Here is a 22380-nt window from a genome sequence, read left to right on the forward strand (position 1 = left end):
CCGGGCGCGCATGGCGACGGTCCATGGACATCGGGATCGCCGCGAGACGGCACGACGGCCGCCCGCAGGCAAGGCGCGACTCTACCGAGGCGGATGTCAAGAAACCGTCAAACTCGCGTGAGGGGCTGCCTCACGCAATGACGACTCAGGCGGATGCGGTCGCGGTGTTCGCCGCCAGCCAGGCATCGGCGGACGAGGCCGGCAGCGCACGGGCGAAGAGATAGCCCTGGAACTCGTGGCAGCCGGCGCCGGCGAAGAGCTTCCACTGCGTTTCGGTCTCGACCCCTTCGGCGACGACGCGCAGGCCGAGGTCGCGCCCGAGCGTGACGATCGCCCGCGACAGGATCGCCTCGCCCTCGCCCTCGGTCGCGCGCGACACGAAGGACTTGTCGATCTTGAGGATGTCGAGCGGAAAGCGCGTCAGGTAGGCGAGCGAGGAGTAGCCGGTGCCGAAGTCGTCGACCGCGAGGCGCACGCCCAGCGCCTTCAGCGCGCGCAGCTGCTCGATGGCATCGACGCCCTCGTCCATCAGCGTGCCTTCGGTGATCTCGAGTTCCAGGCAGCCGGCCGGCAGGCCGTAGTCGGCGAGCGCGGCGGCAACCTGCGCGGCGAAGCTGCCGGAGCGGAAGAGCCGCGGCGAGAGGTTCACCGCGACGGCGAGCGGGCCGAAGCCGGCGCGGTGCCACTGCGCGGCCTGGCTGCACGCGGTGCGCAGCACGAACTCGGTGATCGGCTCGATGAGGCCGGTCTCCTCGGCGATGGGGATGAAGGTGGCCGGCGACACGGCCCCGAACTCGCTGCCGGTCCAGCGCGCCAGCGCCTCGACCGAACAGGCACGTCCGGCGGCATCGACCTTGGGCTGGAAATGCACCTCGATTTCGCCGCGCGCCAGCGCGTGACGCAGCGCGGATTCGAGCCGTAGCCGCTTGACCGCGGCGGAATTGAGCGAGGCCTCGAAGAACGCGAAGGTCGCGCGGCCGGCCGATTTCGCCGCGTACATCGCCGCATCGGCGTTCTTGAGCAGCTCATCGACCCCCTGATCACCGTCGAGCATCGCGACGCCGATACTGCACGTGACCTGCAGTTCGTGCCCACCCAGTTGCACCGGCCGGGCGATCTCGCGCAGCACACGCTCGAACACGCGCTGCAGCGTGTCGGCAACGGCCTCGCAGTGCAGGATCAGCACGAACTCGTCGCCGCCGTAGCGCGCCACGGTGTCGATCGCGCGCAGGCAGCCCTTCAGGCGGGAAGCCGCGACCAGCAGCAGCTCGTCGCCGATCGCATGGCCGAGGCTGTCGTTGATGACCTTGAAGTTGTCCAGATCGACGAAGGCCACCGCGACCGCTCCGCCTTCGCGTTCGACAACCGCGCGCGCCTGCTCGAGGCGGTCGCGCAGCAGGTTGCGGTTGGGCAGGCCGGTGAGCGGGTCGTGATTGGCCTGGTGCTCGAGCTGCTCGCGGTAACGCTTGCTGACGCTGATGTCCTCGACCGTACCCTGGTAATACAGCAGCTCGCCGCAGGCGCCGTATACGGCGTGGGCGGTCTCGGCGATCCACAGCGTGGAGCCGTCGTGCCGGAACACTTCGGACTCGAAATCGCTGACGTAGCCGCGTTCGGCGATCTGGCGCTTGAATTTCTCGCGCCGCCCGGGCGCAACGTAGAGGCGACGGTCGATGTCCTGCAGGTCGGCGATCAGGGCCGCCGGCGAGTCGTAGCCGTACATGCGGGCGAGCGCGCCGTTGGCGGCGATGTAGCGGCCGTCCGCGGAGGTCTGGAAGATGCCGATCACCGAATTCTCGAACAGGCTGCGGTAGCGGCTTTCGGTTTCCGCGAGGCGCTGCCGGATGGCGACCTGGTCCGTGATGTCCTGGATGAAGGCCTCGACGACGCGCACTCCGTTTTCGTCGCGCACACCGACGCCGCGTTCGAGCACCCACTTGATGCTGCCGTCGCGGCACAGCACGCGGTACTCGATGCGGTAATGGGCGTCGGCGGCAAGCGCGCCCATGATTTCCCGGCGCACCTGCGCGCGGTCGGCGCTATGAATGATCTGCCCGAAGGCGACGTGACAACTGCCGACGAGCTCGCCGGGTGCGTAGCCGAGCAGGCGGCGCGAGCCTTCGCTGACGAACAGCACGGTCCGGTTGCCGTCGATCGCGCAGCGGCAGACCATGCCGTCGAGCTTGTCGATAAGGTCCGCAAGCACCCGCCCGCTATCGAGCGTCGTACCGGCGGGCGCACCGGAGGGATGTTCGCTGCCGAACTGGTCGCGTGCGTTCATGCGGACTCCCGTGCGGCGCGCGCATCCGCGCCGCCGAGCTTGCAGCGCCGCGCCGCCCTGAGGCGGGCGTCACCCGAGGCGGGCTGGCGCTCGCGCGGCCCCCCCAGCGCGAGCACGGGCCGAACGGGACCGCTCCCGGCACCTGCCGGCACCGACTGGTTCATGCACACTCTCCGTCTTGATGTCCACCGCCATTCTTTGACGTTTTTGTTACAGATATTCAATCGCTCACGCGGCGCTGCGCCCCGCTGCGACCATGCGCCTGATCTCCGGCACGCAGGAGCCGCAGCTCGTGCCGCACTTGAGCTTTTCCTGCAGCGCATCGAAACCGGCCCCGCCGGCGATCGCGGCGACGATGTCGCTCTCCGACACGTTGAGGCAGTTGCACACGATGCGCCCGCGGCTCTTCGCGGCGGCCGGCGGGCTCGCGAGCGGCGCGAGGATCCAGCGGCGCAGTTCCGCGGTCGGCTGGCGCTCGACAAGCACGTCGCGCAGCCAGCCCGCGGCGGCGGTCTCGCCGGTGAGGCGCAGGCCGACAAGGAGGCCATCCTCGATGCGCGCACGCTTGGTAATGCCGCGGCGGGCGTCGCTGTAGGCGAGGCAGTGGTCGTCGTCCAGACCCAGCAGCGCGTCGAGCTCGTCCAGCCATGCCGGCGGGATCGGCTGGTCGTGCGCGATGCGCAGCACCACCGCCGGATGGTCGCGGCCGGCGAGCGCGAGCGACGCGTAGGCGAAGCGCTCCAGCCACGGTATGAGGAGCGCGGCGCGCTCGAGCGTGACGCCGGTGGGGTCTTTCTCCTCTTCCGCTCCCGTCGTCGCCTCGCCCCGCTTGTGCTCACCCTCGCCGCGCATGATCAGTGCCTGATGCGGCAGATTCGCCTTCTCGACCTGCACGGTCGCGTGCTTCAGTTCCGGCTGCTTCGAATAGGGGTCGAACTCGCGCAGCGTCAGCACGTTGATGCCGGCAGAGTTGAGCGCATTCGATCCCCAATGCATCGCGACGAAGGCCTGGCCGGAGCGGATCTCGCCGGACGCCGCGGCGCGCAGCACGATCTCGCCGCGCCGGCTCCTCACGCGCACGAGGTCGCCGTCGTGGATGCCGCGCAGATGCATGTCGTCGGCGTTGAGTTCGATGCGCGCCTCATCGACGTGGTTGTAGAGGCGCGCGACCTTGCCGGTGCGGCTCATGCCATGCCACTGGTCGCGCAGCCGGCCGGTGGTGAGGTGCAGCGGGTAGCGCGCGTCGGCGCGCTCGGCGGTAAGCTTGCCGGTCGGCACGACGAAGCGCGCACGACCGTCGGCGGTCGGGAAGCGGCCGTCGGCATAAAGCCGCTTGCGGCCTGCCGCCGCGCCTTCGGGGAAGGGCCACTGCTGCGGCCCCTCGGTATCCAGCACGGCGTACGAGAGGCCGGTGATGTCGAGGTCGCGCCCGCGCGTCGTCTCCGCGTGCTCGGCGAAGATCGGCTCGGGGCCGGCGTAGCCGAACATGCGCCCGGCCTCGGGCTTGCCGATCAGCGAACCCAGCTTGCGCGCGAAGTCGCACACGATCGCCCAGTCGGCGCGCGCTTCGCCCGGGGCGGGGATCGCGCGATTGACGTGGGTGATGCGGCGCTCGGAGTTCGTCACCGTGCCTTCCTTCTCGCCCCAGGTCGCGGCCGGCAGCATCAGGTCGGCAAAGGGGACCGTCTCGGTGTTGCCGTAGGCTTCCTGCAGCACGACGAAGTCGCAGCGCGCGAGCGCCTCGCGCACGCGCTCGAGCTCCGGCATGGACTGCGCGGGGTTGGTGCAGGCGATCCACAGCGCCTTGATGCGGCCCTCGTGCATCGCGTCGAAAAGCTCCACCGCGGTGAGGCCCGGCTTTTCCGGCACATCGGCCACGCCCCATAGGCGCGCGACTTCGGCACGGTGCTCCGGGTTGGCGAGGTCGCGGTGCGCCGACAGCAGGTTCGCGAGTCCGCCGACCTCGCGTCCGCCCATCGCGTTGGGCTGGCCGGTCATCGAGAACGGGCCGCAGCCGGGCTTGCCGATCTTGCCGGTGGCGAGCGACAGCGCAATCAGCGCCGCGCCGTTGTGCGTGCCGTGGGTCGACTGGTTGAGGCCCTGGCACCACAGCGACATCGCACGCGGCGACTGACCCCACCACAGCGCCGCGGTGCGGATGTCGTCGGCGCCTTTCGGACCGAGGCCGCACACTTCGGCCGCGACCGCCGGCGTGATTTCGCGCACGTGCTCGCGCAGCGCGTCGAAGCCTTCGGTGTGCTCGCGCACGAAGGCGTTATCGACAAGCCCTTCCCACAGCAGCACGTTGAGCATCGCGTTGAAGAGCCAGATGTCGGTACCGGGCAGGATCGGCAGGTGCAGGTCGGCGGTCGCCGCGGTGTCGGTGCGGCGCGGGTCGACGACGATGATCTTCATGTCGGGGCGCGCGGCCTTGGCGTCCTCGATGCGGCGGAAGGCGATCGGGTGGGCGTAGGACGGGTTGCCGCCGGCGATCAGCAGGCAGTCGGTCTCGGCGAAGTCCTCGTACGAACAGGGCGGCGCGTCGGCGCCAAGCGTCTGCTTGTACGCCGCGACCGCGCTCGACATGCACAGGCGCGAGTTGGTGTCGACGTTGTTCGAGCCGATCAGGCCCTTCATCAGCTTGTTGAAGACGTAGTAGTCCTCGGTCAGCAGCTGGCCGGAGATGTAGAACGCGACCGCATCGGGGCCGTGCTCCTCGATGACGTCGGCGAAGCGCTGCGCCGCGGTGTCGAGCGCCTCGTCCCAGCTCACGCGGCGGCGAGCGTCGCCCTTCGCCTTGCGCAGCTCGGGGTACAGCAGGCGCGTCTCGCGGCGTGCCGTGAAGTGCAGCGTGGCGCCTTTCGTGCACAGGCGGCCGAAGTTCGCCGGGTGGTCGGGGTCGCCGCGCACGCCGGTGATGCGCGCGCCGTCATGTTCGATGAGGACGCCGCAGCCGACGCCACAGTACGGGCAGGTGGCTTTCGTTTCCATCGTGATCTCTCCGGGGATCGTCATGTTTATTTATTGCCGCGCTCTTGCTCCCTCCCCTTCAAGGGGAGGGCTGGGGTGGGGATGGGTTTCGGACGGGGTTGCTACAGGCGGCGGTTAGTCCCAACGGAAACCCATTCCTCTCCTAACCTCCCCCTTGAAGGGGGAGGAACCGTGCGTCCGCGAAAAATTCATACATTCCATTACTAGTGCCGACTCAGCAGGTAGAGCAAAACCAGGTTCAGCAGCAGCGATGCGCCCGCCACGAGTTTCAGCGCCAGCGTCGGGTTGCGCGTCGCGAGCGGCGCACGCCGGTGGGTCGCGAGCGGGCGGTGCGCACCGCGTTCGAGCGCGACGAGGAACTCCTCGGCGGTCTCGAAGCGCTCTTTCGGCGCGCGCGCGCAGGCCTTCAGCAGGACCCGTTCCAGCCACTCCGGCGTATCGGGGCGATAGCGCGTCGGCAGCACGGGCTCGCCGAAACGCGGGGTCTGGAAAGGCTCGACCTCCCCATACGGATACTTGCGCGTCAGCAACTCGTACAACGTCACGCCACAGGCATAGAGGTCGGAGGACTCGTTGGCCTGCTGCCCGGCGAAGAGCTCGGGCGCCATGTAGGACGGCGTGCCGGGGTTGTTGATCTCGCGCAGCGTTTCGGCTCCATGCGCGCCGTCGGAGGCCGCGACGCCGAGGTCGAGCACGCGCAGCTCGCCGTGACGGTCGATGTGGATGTTGTCCGGCTTGATGTCGCGATGCACGATCCCCAGCCGGTGCAGCGACGCGACCGCGCGCAGCAGCGCGGTGCCGATGGGCACCAGCTCGTGCGGCGCGTAGCGGTGGCCGCGCACGAGGCTCGCCTTCAGCGTCTCGCCCTCGTGCCAGCTCATCAGGTAGTACAGGTGGTCGCGCCCGGGATGGTCGCAGACACGCGGAAAACCGTGGCCCGGCACGCGGCGCGCGAGCCACTCCTCGCGCACCAGCGCGGCCATCGCCTCCTCGTCGCCCTCCTCCTGGCGCAGCGTCTTCAGCACCAGCGCGGTGCCGTCTGAAAGTCGCGTCACGCGATACAGCAGGGTCACGCGCGATTCGTGCAGCAGCTCCTCGACGCGCAGGCCGTCCAGCGTCTCGCCGGCCTTCAGGCGCGGCGGCAAGGGCAGGCGACGGCCGCTCGCGAGGCGGTCGCGCAGGTTGTCGGCCGGCACCGCATCGACATCGGCGACCAGCGCCGTGCAGTTGTCGGTCGCGCCGCGGTGCAGGGCCTCCAGCACCAGCGCGTCGGCGCCGGCCTGCGGGTCGTCGTGGCGCGCGAGCAGTTCCGCCAGCCCCGCGTCGCCCAGCGTGTTCCACACGCCGTCGCTGACGAGCAGGAAGCGGTCGCCGGCCGCAAGCTCGCCGTCATCGAAATCGATCAGCAGCTGCGCATCCAGCCCCACCGCGCGACGCAGCACGTTGTCGAGTTCGGGGTGCTCCCAGGTATGGTCCTCGGTGAGCCGGCGCAGCGCCCCGTCATGCCACAGGTAGGCGCGCGAGTCGCCGACGTGGGCGACGTAGTAGCGCCGCCCGCGCAGTACGACGGCCGTGAGCGTCGTCGCCATGCCGGCGTAGTCGCGCGACTTCGCCGACTGCGCCAGCAGCCAGCGGTTGATCGCGCCGACCACGGTATCGACCGACTTCTCGACGCTCCAGGTGTCGGGCGTCGCGTAGTAATCCGCGAGCAGCCCGCGCACCGTGTATTCGGCCGCCTCGCGACCGTTGGCATGTCCGCCGACGCCGTCCGCGACCGCCAGCAACAGTCCCTTCGCCTCCAGCTCGGCCCCTTCCGGAGTCGCCGCGCCTACGAAATCCTCGTTGCGCGGGCGCAGGCCCTGCTCGGTCGCGTGGCCGAGGCGCACGGAGAGCGGCATGGCCTTACCCGCCCGGCGCGCCGTCTCGGGCGTCGCGGGAGGAAGCTCCACGGTCGCGACCTTGTTCATGCCTGCGCTCTCCGTCTATGTCTCGGGCTCGCGCCTCAGATGCGCGCCGACGTGAGGTGCGCCGCACCCCAGGTCGTGCGCCAGCGGGTCTTCACCGACGTCAGCCCGATCAGTGCGGCGAGCGCGAGGCCGGCGAAGATCATGAAGCCCATCTGGTAGCTGCCGGTCGCCTGCTTCGCGTAGCCGAGCGAGGACGCCAGGTAGAAGCCGCCGACGCCGCCCGCCATCCCGACCAAGCCCGTCATCACGCCGATCTCCTTGCGGAAGCGCTGTGGCACGAGCTGGAACACCGCGCCGTTGCCCATGCCCAGCGACAGCATCGCCAGCACGAACACCCCCAGCGCCATCCACGCCTCCGGCAGCCCGATGCCGACGATCGCGAGGAAGATCGCCGCGAACACGTACATCACCGACAGGCTCTTGATGCCGCCGACGCGATCCGCGACGCGGCCGCCGATGGGACGCACCAGCGAGCCGGCGAACACGCAGGCGGCGGTGAAGTAGCCCGCCATCTTCGCGTCGAGCCCGTACTGGGTATTGAAGTAGATCGTCAGCGAGGACGCCAGCCCGACGAAGCCGCCGAAGGTCACCGAGTAGAAGAACATGAACCACCACGCGTCCTTGTCCTTCAGCACCTTGAAATACTCGGTCAGCGGCTTGGCGGGCGGGCACTCCGGCGCGTCCTTGGCGACGACGAGGTAGAACACGAACACCGCGACCAGCGGGATCAGCGCGAGGCCGAACACGTTGGTCCAGCCGTAAGCCATCGCCAACCCCGGCGCGAACAGCGCGGCCAGCGCGGTGCCCGAGTTGCCGGCGCCGGCGATGCCGAGCGCCGTGCCCTGATGCTCCGGCGGGTACCAGCGCGACGCGAGCGGCAGCGCCACCGCGAAGGCCGCGCCGGCGAAGCCCAGGAACACGCCCAGCAGCAGCGTCTGCTCGTAGCTGTGGATGCCGAACTGCCACGCGACGAACAGCGCGCAGATCACGATCACCTGCCCGATCGCCCCGGCCATCTTCGGCTTCAGATGATCGACGAGCACGCCCATGAAGATGCGCAGGATCGCTCCGGCAAGCACCGGCACCGCGACCATCAGGCCCTTCTGCGCGTGGTCGAGGCCCAGGTCCTTGGCGATCTGCACGCCCAGCGGCCCGAGGATGACCCACACCATGAAGGCGAGGTCGAAGTACAGGAAGGAGGCCAGCAGCGTCGGCGGGTGGCCGGCCTTGAGGAAGGATTGCTTGTCCATGTCGTTTCTCGTTTTGCGATGCGGGGCGGATCAGACCTTGAGCAGCACCTTGCCGCCCTCGACCTTCACTTCGAAGGACTTCGTGCAGCCGACGTCGGGTGCCACGGCATTGCCGGAGTCGAGCTCGATCTTCCAGCTGTGCAGCGGGCAGGTGACCTGCCGCCCATGCACGATGCCTTGCGACAGCGGCCCCTGCTTGTGCGGGCACTTGTCGTGCAGCGCGAACACCTCGTTCTCCGCATTGCGGAAGATCGCGATGTCGCCGCCGCGCTCCGCCTTGACGAGGCGCGAGCCGAGCACGGGGATGTCATCGACCGCGCAGATCTCTTTCCAGCCCGCGTCGACGCTGATTGCTATGGTGGTCATTGAATGGCTCCCGGATGTCAGACTTCGAGGATTTCGAATTCGCGGCGCACGGCAGGCGCGGCGTCGGCGGCGTAGCGCTCGGCCCACGGGTCCTTCGCGTCCTGCAAGGCGAAGAGCAGCCGCTCGTACAGCGCCTTGCGGTTCTCCGCGTTCTCCAGCACGTGCTTCTTCACATGCTCCAGGCCCACGCGCTCGACGTAATGCACGGTGCGCTCGAGGTAGTAGCCCTCTTCGCGGTAGAGCTGCAGGAAGGCGCCGGAGTACTCCATCACCTCCTCGCGCGTCGCGACCTTGCACAGGAACTGCGCGACCTCGGTCTTGATGCCGCCGTTGCCGGCGACATACAGCTCCCAGCCCGAATCCACGCCGATCACGCCGACGTCCTTGATGCCGGCCTCGGCGCAGTTGCGCGGGCAGCCCGACACCGCGAGCTTCACCTTGTGCGGGCTCCACATGCCGAAGAGCATCTTCTCGAGGTCGATGCCCATCGACATCGAACGCTGCGTGCCGAAGCGGCAATGCTCGGCGCCGACGCAGGTCTTCACCGTGCGGATGCTCTTGCCGTAGGCGTGCCCCGAAGGCATGCCGAGGTCTTTCCACACATTCGGCAGGTCCTCCTTCTTGATCCCCAGCAGGTCGATGCGCTGCCCGCCGGTGACCTTCACGGTCGGCACGTTGTACTTCTCCGCGACCTCGGCGATGCGCTTGAGCTCCGCCGGCGTCGTCACGCCGCCCAGCATCTGCGGCACCACCGAATAGGTGCCGTCCTTCTGGATGTTCGCGTGGGCGCGCTCGTTGATGAAGCGGCTCTGCGGATCGTCCTTCGCCTCGTGCGGCCAGGTCGAGATCAGGTAGTAGTTCAGCGCCGGGCGGCAGGTCGAGCAGCCGTTGGGCGTCTTCCACGACAGCGTTTCCATCGTCTCGGGGATCGTCAGCAGCTTGTGATCGCGGATCGCCTTCCTGACGTCGCCATGCGACAGCTCGGTGCACGCGCACACCGGCTTGTCGTGCGCGGAGACGGCCTGGTAGGCGCCGCCGACGGTCGAGGCCAGGATCTGCTCGACGAGGCCCGTGCAGGAGCCGCAGGAGGACGCCGCCTTGGTGTGCTTCTTGACCTCGTCCAGCGTGAACAGGCCTTTCTCCTTGATCGCCTTGACGATCGTGCCCTTGCACACGCCGTTGCAGCCGCACACCTCGGCGGTGTCGGCCATCGCCGCGGCCTTGTTCTCGCCCTTGTGGCCCGCGTCGCCCAGATGGTTCTGGCCGAACATCAGGTGATCGCGGATCGAATGGATATCCTGACCGTCCTTCATCAGCTGGAAGTACCAGCTGCCGTCCGCGGTATCTCCGTAGAGCACCGAGCCGACGATGCGGTTGTTCTTGATCACGATGCGCTTGTAAACACCGCCCTGCTTGTCGTGCAGCACGATTTCCTCGGTGTCCGCGCCGCCGCTGAAGTCGCCCGCCGAGAACACGTCGATGCCGGTCACCTTCAGCTTGGTCGAGGTGACCGACCCCTCGTAGCGGCCGATGCCGAAATTCGCGAGGTGGTTCGCCGCGACCTTGCCCTGCTCGAACAACGGCGCGACCAGGCCGTAGGCGATGCCGCGGTGCGCGACGCACTCGCCGACCGCATACACGCGCGGGTCGGTCACGGTCTGCAGCGTGTCCGAGACGTGGATGCCGCGCACGCGCCCCGTGCCGCAGTAGATGCCGGCCGATTCCGCCAGCGCGTAGTTCGGGCGGATGCCCGCCGCGACGACGACGAGGTCCGCCGGGATCTCCATGCCGTCCTTGAAGCGCACCGCGGATACACGCCCACCCTCGCCGCGGATCAGCGCCTCGGTCTGCTTCGACAGCAGGAAATTCATGCCCTTCGCTTCGAGCGAAGCCTGCAGCATGTCGGCGGCCGGCTTGTCGAGCTGGCGCTCCATGATCCAGTCGGCCAGATGCACCACCGTCACGCTCATGCCGCGCAGCATCAGGCCGTTCGCGGCTTCCAGGCCGAGCAGGCCGGCACCGATCACGACCGCGTGCTTGTACTGCGTCGACGCCTCGATCATCGCCTCGGTGTCGCCGATGTCGCGGTAGGCGAGCACGCCCGGCAGGTCCGCGCCAGGGATCGGCGGGATGAACGGGGTCGAACCGGTCGCGATCAGCAGGCGGTCGTAGTCCGCTTCGGTACCGTCGGAGGCGATGACCTTGCGCTTGATGCGGTCGATCTTCGTCACCATCTTGCCGGCGTGCAGCGTGATGTCGTTGTCGCGGTACCAGTCGAGATCGTTGAGCATGATCTCCGGCAGCGTCATCTCGCCGGCGAGCACCGGCGACAGCAGGATGCGGTTGTAGTTGCCGTGCGGCTCGGCGCCGAACACGGTGATGTCGTACAGGTCCGGGGAAAGCTTCAGCAGTTCTTCGAGCGTGCGGCAGCCGGCCATGCCGTTACCGATCATCACGAGTTTCTGTTTTTTCATGGCGGGCTCCTTCAGGCAGCGCGAGATACGAATTCGGGGGAGGATTCGGACAGGGCGAAGCGGTTTTCGGCGTAGGCCGCGACGTCGCCGATGACGATCAGCGCGGGCGCCGGCAGCGACGCTTCGCGTGCGCGCTCGGCGATGTCGGCGAGGGTGCCGACCACCTGCCGCTGCGTCGGCAGCGTGCCGTGGGCGATCACCGCAGCGGGTGTCGCACGCGACAGGCCGCCGGCGGCGAGGCTGTCGGCGATGCGCGACAGCGCGCCCAGGCCCATGTAGATCACCAGCGTCGTGCCGCTTTTCGCCAGCGCGGACCAGTCGGGTTCGGAGCCGTCCTCGGTGTGGCCGGTCACCATCGTCACGCCGAAGCAGTGCGCGCGATGCGTCACCGGGATGCCGGCGGCACCGGCCACCGCGACGCCGGCGGTCAGGCCGTGGACCACCTCGACCTCGATGCCCAGTGCGCGCAGGTAATCCATCTCCTCGCCGCCGCGCCCGAACACGAAGGGGTCACCCCCCTTCACGCGTGCCACCGTCAGCCCGCGCCGCGCATAGCGTGCCATTGCACGATGGATGAACTCCTGCGCGGCGGACTTCATCCCCGCGCGCTTGCCGACCCGCAGCACGCGTGCCGTCGGCTTCGCCAGCGCGAGCACTTCGTCCGTCACCAACGCATCGGCCAGCAGCACGTCGGCCTCCGCGATGGCGCGGGCGGCGCGCAGCGTCAGCAGGTCTGCAGCTCCGGGGCCGGCACCAACGAGAAACACCTTGGCCATGATCGATCTCCACTCCGTAAGGCGAAAAAAAACGGCATCGCGTCGCCCCCAGGATCGAAATCCCGAAGAAACGACGGACGCCGTTGTCCGCATGCTCTGCACCAAGCACTTCGCCGGAGCCTCGTTGCCCCGGCTTGCGGTTCACCTAACGCAAAATGGGTGCCAGTCCCCACGCATTCACGCAAGTCATTATTTTTAAATCAATAACTCACACACCGCGGATCGCAAGCGGTGCGCGAAGAACGAAGATAGGCGCACCATTCAGGTGCATCGCGCAGAATGCTGCACCACAACATTGCGGCACCCGAGGCGCGCGCGGGACGGCGGCACCCGCGATGCAGACCGCAATCGGGAACGATCGTCACCGTGCACGGAGGTCCGGCCGGGAGCACGTGATCAGGGAGGGGGACGATCTACGCCGATCAGCCAGGAAGGCGAGAATCGGGGGGCGGCGCCAGGCAGAAGCCCCGGCGCCCACTCGGCAGGACTACCGGGAGCGGAGAATCAGGACCGCCCCGGTCGGCTGCAGGACGTCATGCCCGCCTGCGGACGGCGAGCGATTCCGCCGCGGCGCCCCTGAGGGGGCGCCGTGACCAGGACTTACGCAAAGATCACGATATCGGAGGCATCCAGATCGGCCATGCGGCCGGTCACGACGCCGAGGAGCACCGGCGCGGCTCCCGCGTGGTTGCCGTCTTCATCGTAGTAGAGCTTGCCCGACGCGGTGTCGTAGATCAGGAAATCGTCCACACCCGTCTCGTTCGCGCTGGCACCGGTCAGTCCGCTACCCTTGACGAAGTTCGTCGCGGTGAAGCCGGCGAGGGACACGAACTCGTTGGCATCGAAGCCCAGCTTGTCCACGGTCGCGTCGAAATCGTTGATGCGATGCACCGTCGCCTTGGTGACCTGTGTGCCGTCCTGCTTGAACACCGTGGTGCTGGGCGCGGTGAACAACGTGTCGAACACGAAGGTGTCGCTGCCCGCACCACCCCAGACCTTGTCTGCGCCCTCGCCGAGGAAGATGACGTCATCACCGGCGCCGGTCTTGATCGTGTCATTGCCCGACGCCTCGACGCCGTCCTCGGCATAGTAGACATCCGGATCGATGGTGTCGTTGCCGGCACCGGTGGTGATGATGTCGTCGCCCGAACCGCCGATCACGACATTGTTGCCGTCGCCGGCGCGCACGTTGTCGTTGCCCGTACCCGGCGCAATGAAGTCGTCGCCGCTGCCGCCGGTAACGCGATCGTTGCCGTCGTTATCATCCACCAGGCCGATTTCGGCGAACACCGCATTGCTGCCGTTGCCGGTCTGGACGTTGTCATCGCCCGTGCCCATGTAGATGATGTCGTCGCCGTCGCCCGCCTTGACGGTATCGTTGCCGGCATTGCCGTCGATGACGTCGTCGCCCGCAGTGCCGGTCAGCTTGTCGTTGCCGGTCGTGCCGATCAGGCCGTCCCACTCGACGACCGACCACAGCAGGTTCGCGCCATCCAGGTCGTTCCACTGCCCCGGCGCACCGAGGCCGCCGGCCGGCGCCGGCCACTTGCCCGTGGCGATGGCGAGGAAATCCTGCACCCCGCCGAAGTTGTCCGGCTCGCCGCCGAGGCTGCCGGAACCCCAGTTCTGGTAACCCGACCCGAGCAGCGTGCCGTCCAGCCACTGCCAGCTGCCTTCGCTTTGCACGTCCGACGCGCCGAGCCAGAGATAGCTCGCGTTTCCGCCGTCCGTGGCCACGGTCGCCCCCTTGGGAACCGACGGCTTCAGGTTCTTGAGGATCGCAGCGTTTTCGGCAGCGGAACCGATCAACGACAGATAGGACGGAACGATCAACGGGCCGCCGAGACCGGCCCCCTGCAGCCGGCCTTCGTCGTTCCATGCGAGGCTCAGCGCGTTCGCCGAGGCGTCGTCCCACGTCAGCGGGGCCGTCTCGATCTCGTAGGTATGTCCGTTGTAGTAGAAGTGCATTGCCATCGCAGTTTTTCTCCGGTTCCGGGCTTCGGAGATGATAACCGCGCATCATTGCCACGTCACCCGTACGTCGTGACACGGGCCACACTAACGCATCGACGGACGCGCGACAGCGGGAGGTCGCACAGCCCCCTCCCGCCGCCGCTCCGCTCAGGCCGCGCGCTTCAGCTGCTTCTTGTAGAGGAAATCCAGCACCGCCGCGCGGCAGTGCGCGAACTCCGGAAGCTCCGCGAGCGCCAGCCGGTCGCGCGGACGCTCGAGCTTCACGTCGAGGATCTCGCCGATCGTCGCCGCAGGCCCGTTGGTGAGCATCACGACACGGTCCGAGAGCAGCACCGCCTCATCCACGTCGTGCGTCACCATCACCATCGTCGCCTTCGTCGCCGCGAGGATCTTCACCAGCTCGTCCTGCAGCGTGGCGCGCGTCAGCGCGTCGAGTGCGCCGAAAGGCTCGTCCATCAGCAGGATGCGCGGCTCCATCGACAGCGCGCGGGCGATGCCGACGCGCTGCTTCATGCCGCCCGAGATCTCATGCGGAAACTTCGTCTCGGCGTGCGACAGCCCGACCAGCGCCAGCGCGTCCTGCGTGCGCTGCTTCAACTTCGCCTTGCCCTCCTTGGCGCCGAACACGCGATCGACCGCGAGATACACGTTGTCATAGCAGGTGAGCCACGGCAGCAGCGAATGATTCTGGAACACCACCGCGCGTTCCGGCCCCGGCCCGGCGATCTCGCGCCCGTCGCACAGCATCACACCCGAGCTCGGCCGCGTCAGCCCCGCGATCAGGTTCAGCAGCGTCGACTTGCCGCAGCCCGAGTGCCCGATCAGGCTGATGCTCTCGCCCTCATGGATGTCGAGCGTGATGTCGCGCAACGCCGTGAAGGGGCCGTTCTTCGTGTTGAAGACCTGGCCGACGTTCTCGATCTGTACGATCTTCTTCATGATGGTCTCCTCCGCCGCTCAGCGGTTTTCGTAGTTGAAGCGTCGCGCCACCAGCATCAGCGCCTGCTCGAGGATCAGGCCGACGATGCCGATCACGAAGATCGCGATGATGATGTGCTCGACCTTGAGGTTGTTCCATTCGTCCCACACCCAGAAGCCGACGCCCACGCCACCGGTCAGCATCTCGGCGGCGACGATCACCAGCCACGCCGTGCCGATCGACAGGCGGATGCCCGTCAGCATGTAGGGCAGCACCGCCGGGAACAGGATCTTCGTGAACACCTTCCATTCGGACAGCTTCAGCACCCGCGCCACGTTGAGGTAGTCCTGCGGCACGCGCGTCACGCCCTGCGCGGTGTTCAGGATCATTGGCCAGATCGAGCAGATGAAGATCGTCCAGGTCGCCGCCGGGTCGGCGCGCTGGAACACCAGCAGGCCGATCGGCAGCCACGCCAGCGGGCTCACCGGGCGCAGCAGGCTGATGATCGGGTTCATCATCTGCGACAGCACCGCGAAGCGCCCGAGCAGGAAACCCGCCGGGATGCCCACCAGTGCCGCGATGCCGAAGCCGATGGCGACGCGTTGCAGCGAGGCGAGCACGTTCCAGCCGATGCCCTGGTCGTTCGGTCCGGCGCGGTAGAACGGATCGGCAAAGATCGCCACCGCCGCGTCCCAGGTCTTCGCCGGAGTCGGGATCCCGCCGCCGTTCATCGTCGCCAGATGCCACAAGCCGATCAGCAACACGAGCCCCGCCAGCGGCGGCAGCGACACCCGCATCAGCGCGCGCATCCACCCGCCCACGCGCGCACCAGGCCCCCGCCCCGGCACCGCCGCGGACGCGTCGGCAGCCACCACCTTCACCGTCCTGCCCTTGCCGCGCGCCGCGAGCACCGCGCGCCGCCCCCCGACTTCCGCGGTCCCGGCATCGTTCCGGTCCGCCACCGCTGCCAGCGTCATCGCCGCCCCCTCCCGCTCACGCCTTGACCTTGAACGAACCCGCGTACTTCTTCGGGTCCTTGCCATCCCACACCACGCCATCGATCAGCTTGTGGCTGCGCATGTCGCTCTTCGGCAGCGGCACGTTCGCCGCCGTCGCCGCCTGCTTGTAGATGTCGATGCGGTTGATCTGCTTCGCCACAGCGAGGTAATCGACGTCGCGGTCGAGAAGCCCCCAGCGGCGGTGCTGCGTCAGGAACCACATGCCGTCCGACAGGTAGGGGAAGTTCACCGCGCCGTCGTTGTAGAACTTCATGTAGTTCGGGTCGTCCCAGCTCTTGCCCAGGCCGTTCGAATAGCGGCCGAGCATGCGCTCGAGGATCACGTCCATGTCGGTATTGACGTAGGACTTCTGCGCCACCGTCTCGGCGGTCGTACGGCGGTTCGGCAGCGAGGCGTCGATCCAGCGTCCGGCCTCGAGGATCGCCGCCGTCAGCGCGCGCGCCGCGTTCGGATGCTTCGCGACCCAGTCGGCGGTCGTGCCGAGCACCTTCTCCGGGTGATCGGTCCAGATGTCCTGCGTCGTCACCGCGGTGAAGCCGATCTTGTCCATGATCGCGCGGTTGTTCCACGGCTCGCCGACGCAGAAACCGTCCATGTTGCCCACGCGCATGTTCGCGACCATCTGCGGCGGCGGCACGGTGATGACCTTCACGTCCTTCAGCGGATTGATGTCGTGCGCGGCCAGCCAGTAGTACAGCCACATCGCGTGGGTGCCGGTCGGGAAAGTCTGCGCGAAGGTGTACTCGCCCGGCTTCGCGGTGATCAGCTTCTTCAGCCCGGCGCCGTCCGTGACGCCCTGCTCCTTGAGCTTGTTCGCGAGCGTGATCGCCTGGCCGTTGTGGTTCAGGTTCATCAGCACCGCCATGTCCTTCTTCGGCCCGCCGATGCCCAGATGCACGCCATACACGAGGCCGTACAGCACGTGCGCCGCGTCGAGCTCGCCCGACACCAGCTTGTCGCGCACCGAGGCCCAACTCGCCTCCTTCGTCGGAATGATCTTGATGCCGTATTTCTCGTCGAACTTCTGCACCGCAGCCATCACGACCGACGAGCAATCCGTCAGCGGAATGAAGCCCACGCGGATTTCCTTCTTCTCGGGAGCGTCCGAACCTGCCGCCCACACGCCGCCGCTCACGCCCAGCCCTGCCGATCCCATCATCGCCGCTCCCGAAAGCGCCACCGTGCGCCGCACGAACTCCCGACGCTTCATCCCGTTGTCGTCCAATCCGCTCATCTTCATCTCCCTGCAGGCCAGAAAAACAAAAACGGCGCACACCGCCCGCGAAACACGTTCCGCAGGGATGGACGCCGTTGTCCGTAGCTTGCACCAGTCCCTGCATTGGAACCGGTCAATCCGCTGTCGAACCGCCGTTGATTCGACTCAGGACTCGTTTAGCAGATGCCATGCCAGGCACCGCAAACGACGCCAGACACCTTTAGCGACAAGGGTTTCGTTAGCAACGAGGCATGATGGAAGATGCGGTGGGAACGCATGGCGCCCGCACTATTGCAGTGCACAACGAAGGGTTACTGCACCAATCGTGCGCGGACCCTTCGGCTTGATTCGGGGAATTTCGCCCGTTCGGGCGAGGGGCGACGGACAAGCCGCCGGGACTGCGCACAAGCCCTGCTACAGCAGGTACTTCGCCATGTCGATGAGATCCTGCGCGACCGCCGCCATCGGTTTCGCGCGTTCCATCGCGAGCTTGCGCAGGGCGGCGTAGGCCTCGGCCTCGTCCATCCCGCGCGACTTCATCAGCAAGCCCTTGGCGCGATCGATCAGCTTGCGCTCGGAGAGCTTCTTCGTCGCCGCGGCAAGCTCGCTGCGCAGGGCCTGATGCTCCTCGAAACTGGCCACGGCGACGTCGATCACGGGCTTCAGGCGCCCGGGATCCAGCCCGTCGACCACGTAGGTCGACACGCCCGCCTTCACCGCCGCGCGAATCGTCTCCTCGTCGCCTTCCTGCGCGAAGATGATCACCGGACGCGGCATTGCCGCGTTCATCACGGCAAGGTTCTCGAGCGTGTCGCGCGAGGGCGAATCGGTTTCGATCAGGATCACGTCGGGCCGGATCGACTCGATCTGCGCACTCAGATCCGAAGAGGACGCCAGCACCGCGGCCACCTGGTGACCGGCGAGCGCCAGCCCGGCACAGATTTCGGCCGCCCGGGCACGGGATTCATCGATGACGAGTACGCGCAGCATGGTTAAATCGATGCAAGATTCGCGCCGCCGCGAACCGGAACAAGATTAGTCTAGCTTAGCGGACGGCACGAAACGGCTCGTGGGGAACGGCCGGCGGCGCGTCCCCCCAAGACCGCATTCAGCCGCCGCGCTGGCGCCGCGCCTCGAACAGGCAGATTCCGCTGGCGACCGACACGTTGATGCTCTCGACGGTACCGAGCATCGGGATCTTCGCCAGCTCGTCGCAGGTCTCGCGCGTCAATCGGCGCAGCCCCTCGCCTTCGGCGCCCATCACCCACGCGACCGGCCCCTTCTGGTCGATCTCGTACAGCGACTTCTCCGCCTCGCCCGCCGCACCGACGACCCACACACCGGCCTCCTGCATCTCGCGCAACGCGCGCGCAAGGTTGGTCACCGTGATGTAGGGCACCGAATCGGCCGCACCGCTCGCGACCTTCACCGCGGTCGCGTTGAGCCCCACGGCACGATCCTTCGGCGCCACCACCGCGTGCGCCCCCGCTGCATCCGCGACGCGCAGGCAGGCGCCGAGGTTGTGCGGATCCTGCACGCCGTCGAGAACCAGGATCAGTGCATTCTCTTCCAGCACGTCGAGCACATCGGCGAGCTTGATGTCGCGGCTGCGCGCATCGACACGCGCGATCACGCCCTGGTGCCGGCGCGTGCCGACCATGCCGTCGAGCCGGTCCGCCTCGGCCTGGATGATGCGCACCTTCTGCGCCTCGGCCAGCTGCTGCACGTCCTTCGAGCGTGCGTCGGTGCGGGAGGACGACAGATACAGCTCGAACACCGCCTCCGGGTCGCGACGCAGCTTGCCCAGCACGGCATGGAAGCCGTAGATCAGGCGCGACTCCGTGCGCCCTGCTGCGGGCGCCTCGGCATGATCCGCCTGCTGCGGGCGGGAACGGTTTGTGGGTTTGTTAGCCACGGCGTTTCACTTTCCTCGTAGATGCTGCAGTTTCAGTTTTCGGGGTGGCCGCCTTCTCCGCCTTCTCCGCCTTGGGAGCCTTCTCCGCCTTGGGAGCCTTCTCCGCCTTGGGAGCCTTCTCCGCCTTCGGCGCAGCCTTCTCCGCCTTCGGAGCAGCCTTGTCCGTCTTCGGCGCCTTGCTCGTCTTCATCACCGCGGCGGCCTTGGCAGGTTTGCGGGCCGTCGTTTCCGCGGCAGCCTTCTTCGCGGCCGCAGCCTTGACGGGTGCCGCCGGCTCGGGGCGCTGCGCGGCCTTCGCCGCCGTCTTCGGCGCGTCGGCAAGCTTGGTCGGCTTCTGCGCGACCACCTCCGCCTTCGCCCTGCCCCGCGCGGGGCCCTTGGCCGGCGCTGCGGGCGCTTCCTCGCGGGTCGCGACGACACCGGCCTCGCGCGTCGTCCGTGCCTTCTTCACCGGCACTGCGGACACTGCAGGCGCCGCAGCGGGCGCGGCCGTCGTCTTCCGGCCGCCTTTCGCCTTCGGCGCTGCCGCCACCGGAGCGGAGGTCGCGACTGCGGCGTCAGGCACGGCCTTCGCTGCAGCGGCCTTGTCCTTCGCCGTCTTCCCAGCCCGTTCGGTCGCGCGCGGCGCGCCTTCGATCAGGCGGAAGTCGATCTTGGTCGTTTCCAGATCGACCCGCACGACCTGCACCCGCACGCGGTCCGACAAGCGGAAACGCGCACCCGTGCGCTCACCGGCGAGTTCGTGGCGCGTCTCGTCGAAGTGGAAGTAGTCGCTGCCGAGGTCCGAAATATGGACCAGCCCCTCGATGAAGATGTCGTCGAGGGCGACGAAGAGGCCGAAGGGTACCACCGCCGACACGCTGCCGGTGAATTCGGCGCCGACCTTGTCCTGCATGTAGTAGCACTTCAGCCATGCGACCACATCGCGCGTCGCCTCGTCCGCGCGCCGCTCGGTCGCCGAGCAGTGCAGGCCGATCTCGTCCCAGTCGCCGGCCTCGTAGGTACGGTTCTCGAGCGCCGCCTTGATCGAGCGATGCACCAGCAGGTCGGGATAGCGCCGGATCGGCGACGTGAAGTGGGTATACGCCTCGTAAGCCAGGCCAAAGTGGCCGACGTTGTCGGGGCTGTACACCGCCTGGCGCAACGAACGCAGCATCACCGTCTGCAGCAGTTGCGCGTCCGGGCGGTCCTTCACGGTCTCCAGCAGCTTCGCGTAGTCGCCGGCCTTCGGCTCGTCGCCGCCGCCCACGCCCAAGCCGAATTCGGCGAGGAAGCCGCGCAGCTTCTCGAGCTTGCCCGGCGTCGGACCTTCATGCACGCGGTACAGCGCCGGATGCTCGCGCTCCTGCAGGAACTCCGACGCGCACACGTTGGCCGCGAGCATGCATTCCTCGATCAGGCGGTGCGCATCGTTGCGCACTTCGGCGACGATGCGCTCGATCTTGCCCTCGGCGTCGAAGATCATGCGCGTCTCGGTCGTCTCGAAGTCGATCGCGCCGCGCTTCGCACGCGCCTTCAGCAACACGCGGAAGAGCTTGTCGAGATTCTCGAGGTGGGGCAGCAACCCACCCACCACGTCGCGCGCCGCCGCATCCTTGTCGTACAACGCCGCCGCGACCTGCGTGTAGGTCAGGCGCGCATGCGAGAACATCACCGCCGGGTAGAAGCGATACGCCTTGATTTCCCCCGTCGGGCCGATGCTCATGTCGCACACCATGCACAGGCGCTCGACCTGCGGATTGAGCGAACACAGCCCGTTGCTGAGCTTCTCGGGCAGCATCGGGATCACGCGGCGCGGGAAATACACCGAGTTGCCACGTTCCTGCGCCTCATCGTCGAGCGCGCTGCCCGGCTGCACGTAATGCGACACGTCCGCGATCGCGACGATCAGGCGATAGCCGCGCCCCTGCCGCTCGCAATACACCGCGTCGTCGAAGTCCTTCGCCGTTTCGCCGTCTATCGTCACGAGCGGCAGCTTCGTGATGTCCTCGCGGCCGGCCCAATCCTTCTTGCGCACGGACGCCGGCAGCTTGCGCGTCTCCGCCTTCGCCTCGGGAGAGAACTCGAACGGCAGCTCGTGCTTGCGCAGCGCGATCTCGATCTCCATGCCCGGATCCGCGTAGTTGCCGAGCACCTCGATCACGCGTCCGATCGGCTGTGCGAACTTGGTCGGCTGTTCGATCAGCTCGACGGTAACGACCTGGCCGGGCAGGGCTTTCTTGCCCCCCGGTGCCACCAGGATGTCCTGCGCTATGCGCCGGTTTTCCGGCACGACCACCTGCACCCCATGCTCGTTCAGCACGCGGCCGACGACGCGCGTGTTGGCGCGCTCCAGGACCTCCACCACCTTGCCTTCGGGACGGCCGCGGCGGTCGAGCCCCGTGATGCGGACGATCACGCGGTCGCCGTGCAGCACCTCGCGCATCTCCTTCGGTCCGAGGAACACGTCGGGCTGACCGTCGTCGCGGATCAGGAAGCCGAAGCCGTCGGCGTGACCCGACACGCGTCCGCGGATCAGGTCCGCCTTGTTCGGCAAAAGATAGGCATCGCGCCGGTTGCGCAGCAGCTCGCCGTCGCGCTGCATCGCGCGCAGGCGACGCTCGAAGAGTCCCGCTTCGTCGCCGCTCACGTCGAGCGCGGCACACAGTTCCTGGAAAGTCATCGGCACGCCCTGCTCGGCGAGCGTCTGTTCGACATACTCGCGACTCGGCAGGGGATGCTCGTAGCTGGCCGACTCGCGCTCGTAGAACGGATCGGCACGGCGGATGGCGCTGGGTTTGCGGGCGCTGGCAGAAGTTGCCGCCGTGGTCGTTTTCCCTTTTTCTTTTTTCATTTTTTTGCTCGTTGACATTCAAAATTTGGCGCTTATAATGCGCGGCTCTTGCCCAGATGGCGGAATTGGTAGACGCACTAGTTTCAGGTACTAGCGCTGCAAGGCGTGGAGGTTCGAGTCCTCTTCTGGGCACCAGTTCTACAGGAAAGCCGACCTAGTGTCGGCTTTTTTGTTGCGCGTGCGGCGGACTTCGCGTCCTCGCTGCGGGCTTGCCCGGAAGGCTGTGAGGCGTCGCTATTGCGCTTGGCCTCTCGCAAAGTTGTCGCTATAATGCACGCTCTTGCCCAGATGGCGGAATTGGTAGACGCACTAGTTTCAGGTACTAGCGCTGCAAGGCGTGGAGGTTCGAGTCCTCTTCTGGGCACCAGATCCAAGCAAAAGCCGGTCGAAAGACCGGCT

General features: G+C 67.5%; 15 protein-coding genes and 2 tRNA genes. 2 read left to right on the forward strand and 15 right to left on the reverse strand.

Features of this window, described 5'->3' with window-relative positions:
• Window positions 1-145: 145 nt before the first annotated feature.
• From BW991_RS08035 to rnr, 15 genes are all read right to left on the reverse strand, one after another.
• Window positions 146-2281 carry a putative bifunctional diguanylate cyclase/phosphodiesterase gene (locus tag BW991_RS08035; protein WP_076601563.1) on the reverse strand — a complete coding sequence of 712 codons (2136 nt, stop codon included), beginning with the start codon at window positions 2279-2281 and terminating at the stop codon, window positions 146-148.
• Window positions 2278-2445 carry a hypothetical protein gene (locus BW991_RS23850; protein ID WP_170879066.1) on the reverse strand — a complete coding sequence of 56 codons (168 nt, stop codon included), beginning with the start codon at window positions 2443-2445 and terminating at the stop codon, window positions 2278-2280. Before BW991_RS23850 ends, BW991_RS08035 begins: the two co-directional genes overlap by 4 nt.
• Window positions 2446-2509: 64 nt before the next feature.
• Window positions 2510-5272 (reverse strand): nitrate reductase, encoded by a 2763-nt coding sequence (locus BW991_RS08040; protein ID WP_084205015.1) that lies wholly within the window; start codon window positions 5270-5272, stop codon window positions 2510-2512.
• Between the two features lie 203 nt (window positions 5273-5475).
• Window positions 5476-7170, reverse strand: coding sequence for a bifunctional protein-serine/threonine kinase/phosphatase (locus BW991_RS08045; protein WP_076601700.1), 1695 nt, complete (start codon window positions 7168-7170; stop codon window positions 5476-5478).
• Between the two features lie 104 nt (window positions 7171-7274).
• Window positions 7275-8489, reverse strand: coding sequence for a nitrate/nitrite transporter (locus BW991_RS08050; RefSeq protein ID WP_076601565.1), 1215 nt, complete (start codon window positions 8487-8489; stop codon window positions 7275-7277).
• A 30-nt stretch (window positions 8490-8519) separates the two neighbouring features.
• The gene (gene nirD, locus BW991_RS08055) at window positions 8520-8855 is read right to left on the reverse strand and encodes a nitrite reductase small subunit NirD (protein WP_088179581.1); all 336 of its coding nucleotides are present in this window, start codon (window positions 8853-8855) and stop codon (window positions 8520-8522) included.
• Between the two features lie 17 nt (window positions 8856-8872).
• Window positions 8873-11329, reverse strand: coding sequence for a nitrite reductase large subunit NirB (gene nirB / locus BW991_RS08060; protein ID WP_076601566.1), 2457 nt, complete (start codon window positions 11327-11329; stop codon window positions 8873-8875).
• A gap of 11 nt (window positions 11330-11340) precedes the next feature.
• Window positions 11341-12105: a uroporphyrinogen-III C-methyltransferase gene (cobA, locus tag BW991_RS08065; protein ID WP_076601567.1), complete on the reverse strand. Its 765-nt coding sequence runs from the start codon at window positions 12103-12105 to the stop codon at window positions 11341-11343.
• Window positions 12106-12705: 600 nt separating this feature from the next.
• The gene (locus BW991_RS08070) at window positions 12706-14079 is read right to left on the reverse strand and encodes a hypothetical protein (RefSeq protein WP_076601568.1); all 1374 of its coding nucleotides are present in this window, start codon (window positions 14077-14079) and stop codon (window positions 12706-12708) included.
• Window positions 14080-14226: 147 nt separating this feature from the next.
• Window positions 14227-15018: an ABC transporter ATP-binding protein gene (locus BW991_RS08075; RefSeq protein WP_076601569.1), complete on the reverse strand. Its 792-nt coding sequence runs from the start codon at window positions 15016-15018 to the stop codon at window positions 14227-14229.
• A gap of 18 nt (window positions 15019-15036) precedes the next feature.
• The gene (gene ntrB, locus BW991_RS08080; protein ID WP_084205007.1) at window positions 15037-15975 is read right to left on the reverse strand and encodes a nitrate ABC transporter permease; all 939 of its coding nucleotides are present in this window, start codon (window positions 15973-15975) and stop codon (window positions 15037-15039) included.
• 16 nt (window positions 15976-15991) lie between these two features.
• On the reverse strand, window positions 15992-17176 hold the full coding sequence (locus tag BW991_RS08085; RefSeq protein WP_425290208.1) for a CmpA/NrtA family ABC transporter substrate-binding protein: 1185 nt from the start codon (window positions 17174-17176) through the stop codon (window positions 15992-15994).
• Window positions 17177-17647: 471 nt separating this feature from the next.
• Entirely contained in the window at window positions 17648-18223 is a 576-nt protein-coding gene (locus tag BW991_RS08090; protein WP_076601571.1) for an ANTAR domain-containing response regulator, read from the reverse strand.
• Window positions 18224-18341: 118 nt separating this feature from the next.
• Window positions 18342-19064 (reverse strand): 23S rRNA (guanosine(2251)-2'-O)-methyltransferase RlmB, encoded by a 723-nt coding sequence (gene rlmB / locus BW991_RS08095; protein WP_076601703.1) that lies wholly within the window; start codon window positions 19062-19064, stop codon window positions 18342-18344.
• A 76-nt stretch (window positions 19065-19140) separates the two neighbouring features.
• Complete coding sequence (gene rnr, locus BW991_RS08100; RefSeq protein WP_076601572.1) at window positions 19141-21981, reverse strand: ribonuclease R; 2841 nt, start codon at window positions 21979-21981, stop codon at window positions 19141-19143.
• Window positions 21982-22031: 50 nt separating this feature from the next.
• Here rnr and BW991_RS08105 point away from each other — a divergent pair.
• Together BW991_RS08105 and BW991_RS08110 are read left to right on the forward strand one after the other, a co-directional pair.
• Window positions 22032-22116 (forward strand) — tRNA-Leu (locus tag BW991_RS08105).
• A gap of 147 nt (window positions 22117-22263) precedes the next feature.
• A tRNA-Leu gene (locus BW991_RS08110) sits at window positions 22264-22348 on the forward strand.
• Window positions 22349-22380 lie beyond the last annotated feature (32 nt).

This window comes from Aromatoleum tolulyticum (assembly GCF_900156155.1).
GTDB classification, from domain to species: Bacteria; Pseudomonadota; Gammaproteobacteria; order Burkholderiales; family Rhodocyclaceae; genus Aromatoleum; species Aromatoleum tolulyticum.

Excerpts from the sequence above, each read along its gene's own strand:
- BW991_RS08035 (WP_076601563.1), bottom strand. The coding sequence starts at position 2,281 with ATGAACGCACGCGACCAGTTCGGCAGCGAACATCCCTCCGGTGCGCCC.
- BW991_RS23850 (WP_170879066.1), bottom strand. The coding sequence starts at position 2,445 with ATGAACCAGTCGGTGCCGGCAGGTGCCGGGAGCGGTCCCGTTCGGCCC.
- BW991_RS08040 (WP_084205015.1), bottom strand. The coding sequence starts at position 5,272 with ATGGAAACGAAAGCCACCTGCCCGTACTGTGGCGTCGGCTGCGGCGTC.
- BW991_RS08045 (WP_076601700.1), bottom strand. The coding sequence starts at position 7,170 with ATGCCGCTCTCCGTGCGCCTCGGCCACGCGACCGAGCAGGGCCTGCGC.
- BW991_RS08050 (WP_076601565.1), bottom strand. The coding sequence starts at position 8,489 with ATGGACAAGCAATCCTTCCTCAAGGCCGGCCACCCGCCGACGCTGCTG.
- nirD (WP_088179581.1), bottom strand. The coding sequence starts at position 8,855 with ATGACCACCATAGCAATCAGCGTCGACGCGGGCTGGAAAGAGATCTGC.
- nirB (WP_076601566.1), bottom strand. The coding sequence starts at position 11,329 with ATGAAAAAACAGAAACTCGTGATGATCGGTAACGGCATGGCCGGCTGC.
- cobA (WP_076601567.1), bottom strand. The coding sequence starts at position 12,105 with ATGGCCAAGGTGTTTCTCGTTGGTGCCGGCCCCGGAGCTGCAGACCTG.
- BW991_RS08070 (WP_076601568.1), bottom strand. The coding sequence starts at position 14,079 with ATGGCAATGCACTTCTACTACAACGGACATACCTACGAGATCGAGACG.
- BW991_RS08075 (WP_076601569.1), bottom strand. The coding sequence starts at position 15,018 with ATGAAGAAGATCGTACAGATCGAGAACGTCGGCCAGGTCTTCAACACG.
- ntrB (WP_084205007.1), bottom strand. The coding sequence starts at position 15,975 with ATGACGCTGGCAGCGGTGGCGGACCGGAACGATGCCGGGACCGCGGAA.
- BW991_RS08085 (WP_425290208.1), bottom strand. The coding sequence starts at position 17,176 with ATGATGGGATCGGCAGGGCTGGGCGTGAGCGGCGGCGTGTGGGCGGCA.
- BW991_RS08090 (WP_076601571.1), bottom strand. The coding sequence starts at position 18,223 with ATGCTGCGCGTACTCGTCATCGATGAATCCCGTGCCCGGGCGGCCGAA.
- rnr (WP_076601572.1), bottom strand. The coding sequence starts at position 21,981 with ATGAAAAAAGAAAAAGGGAAAACGACCACGGCGGCAACTTCTGCCAGC.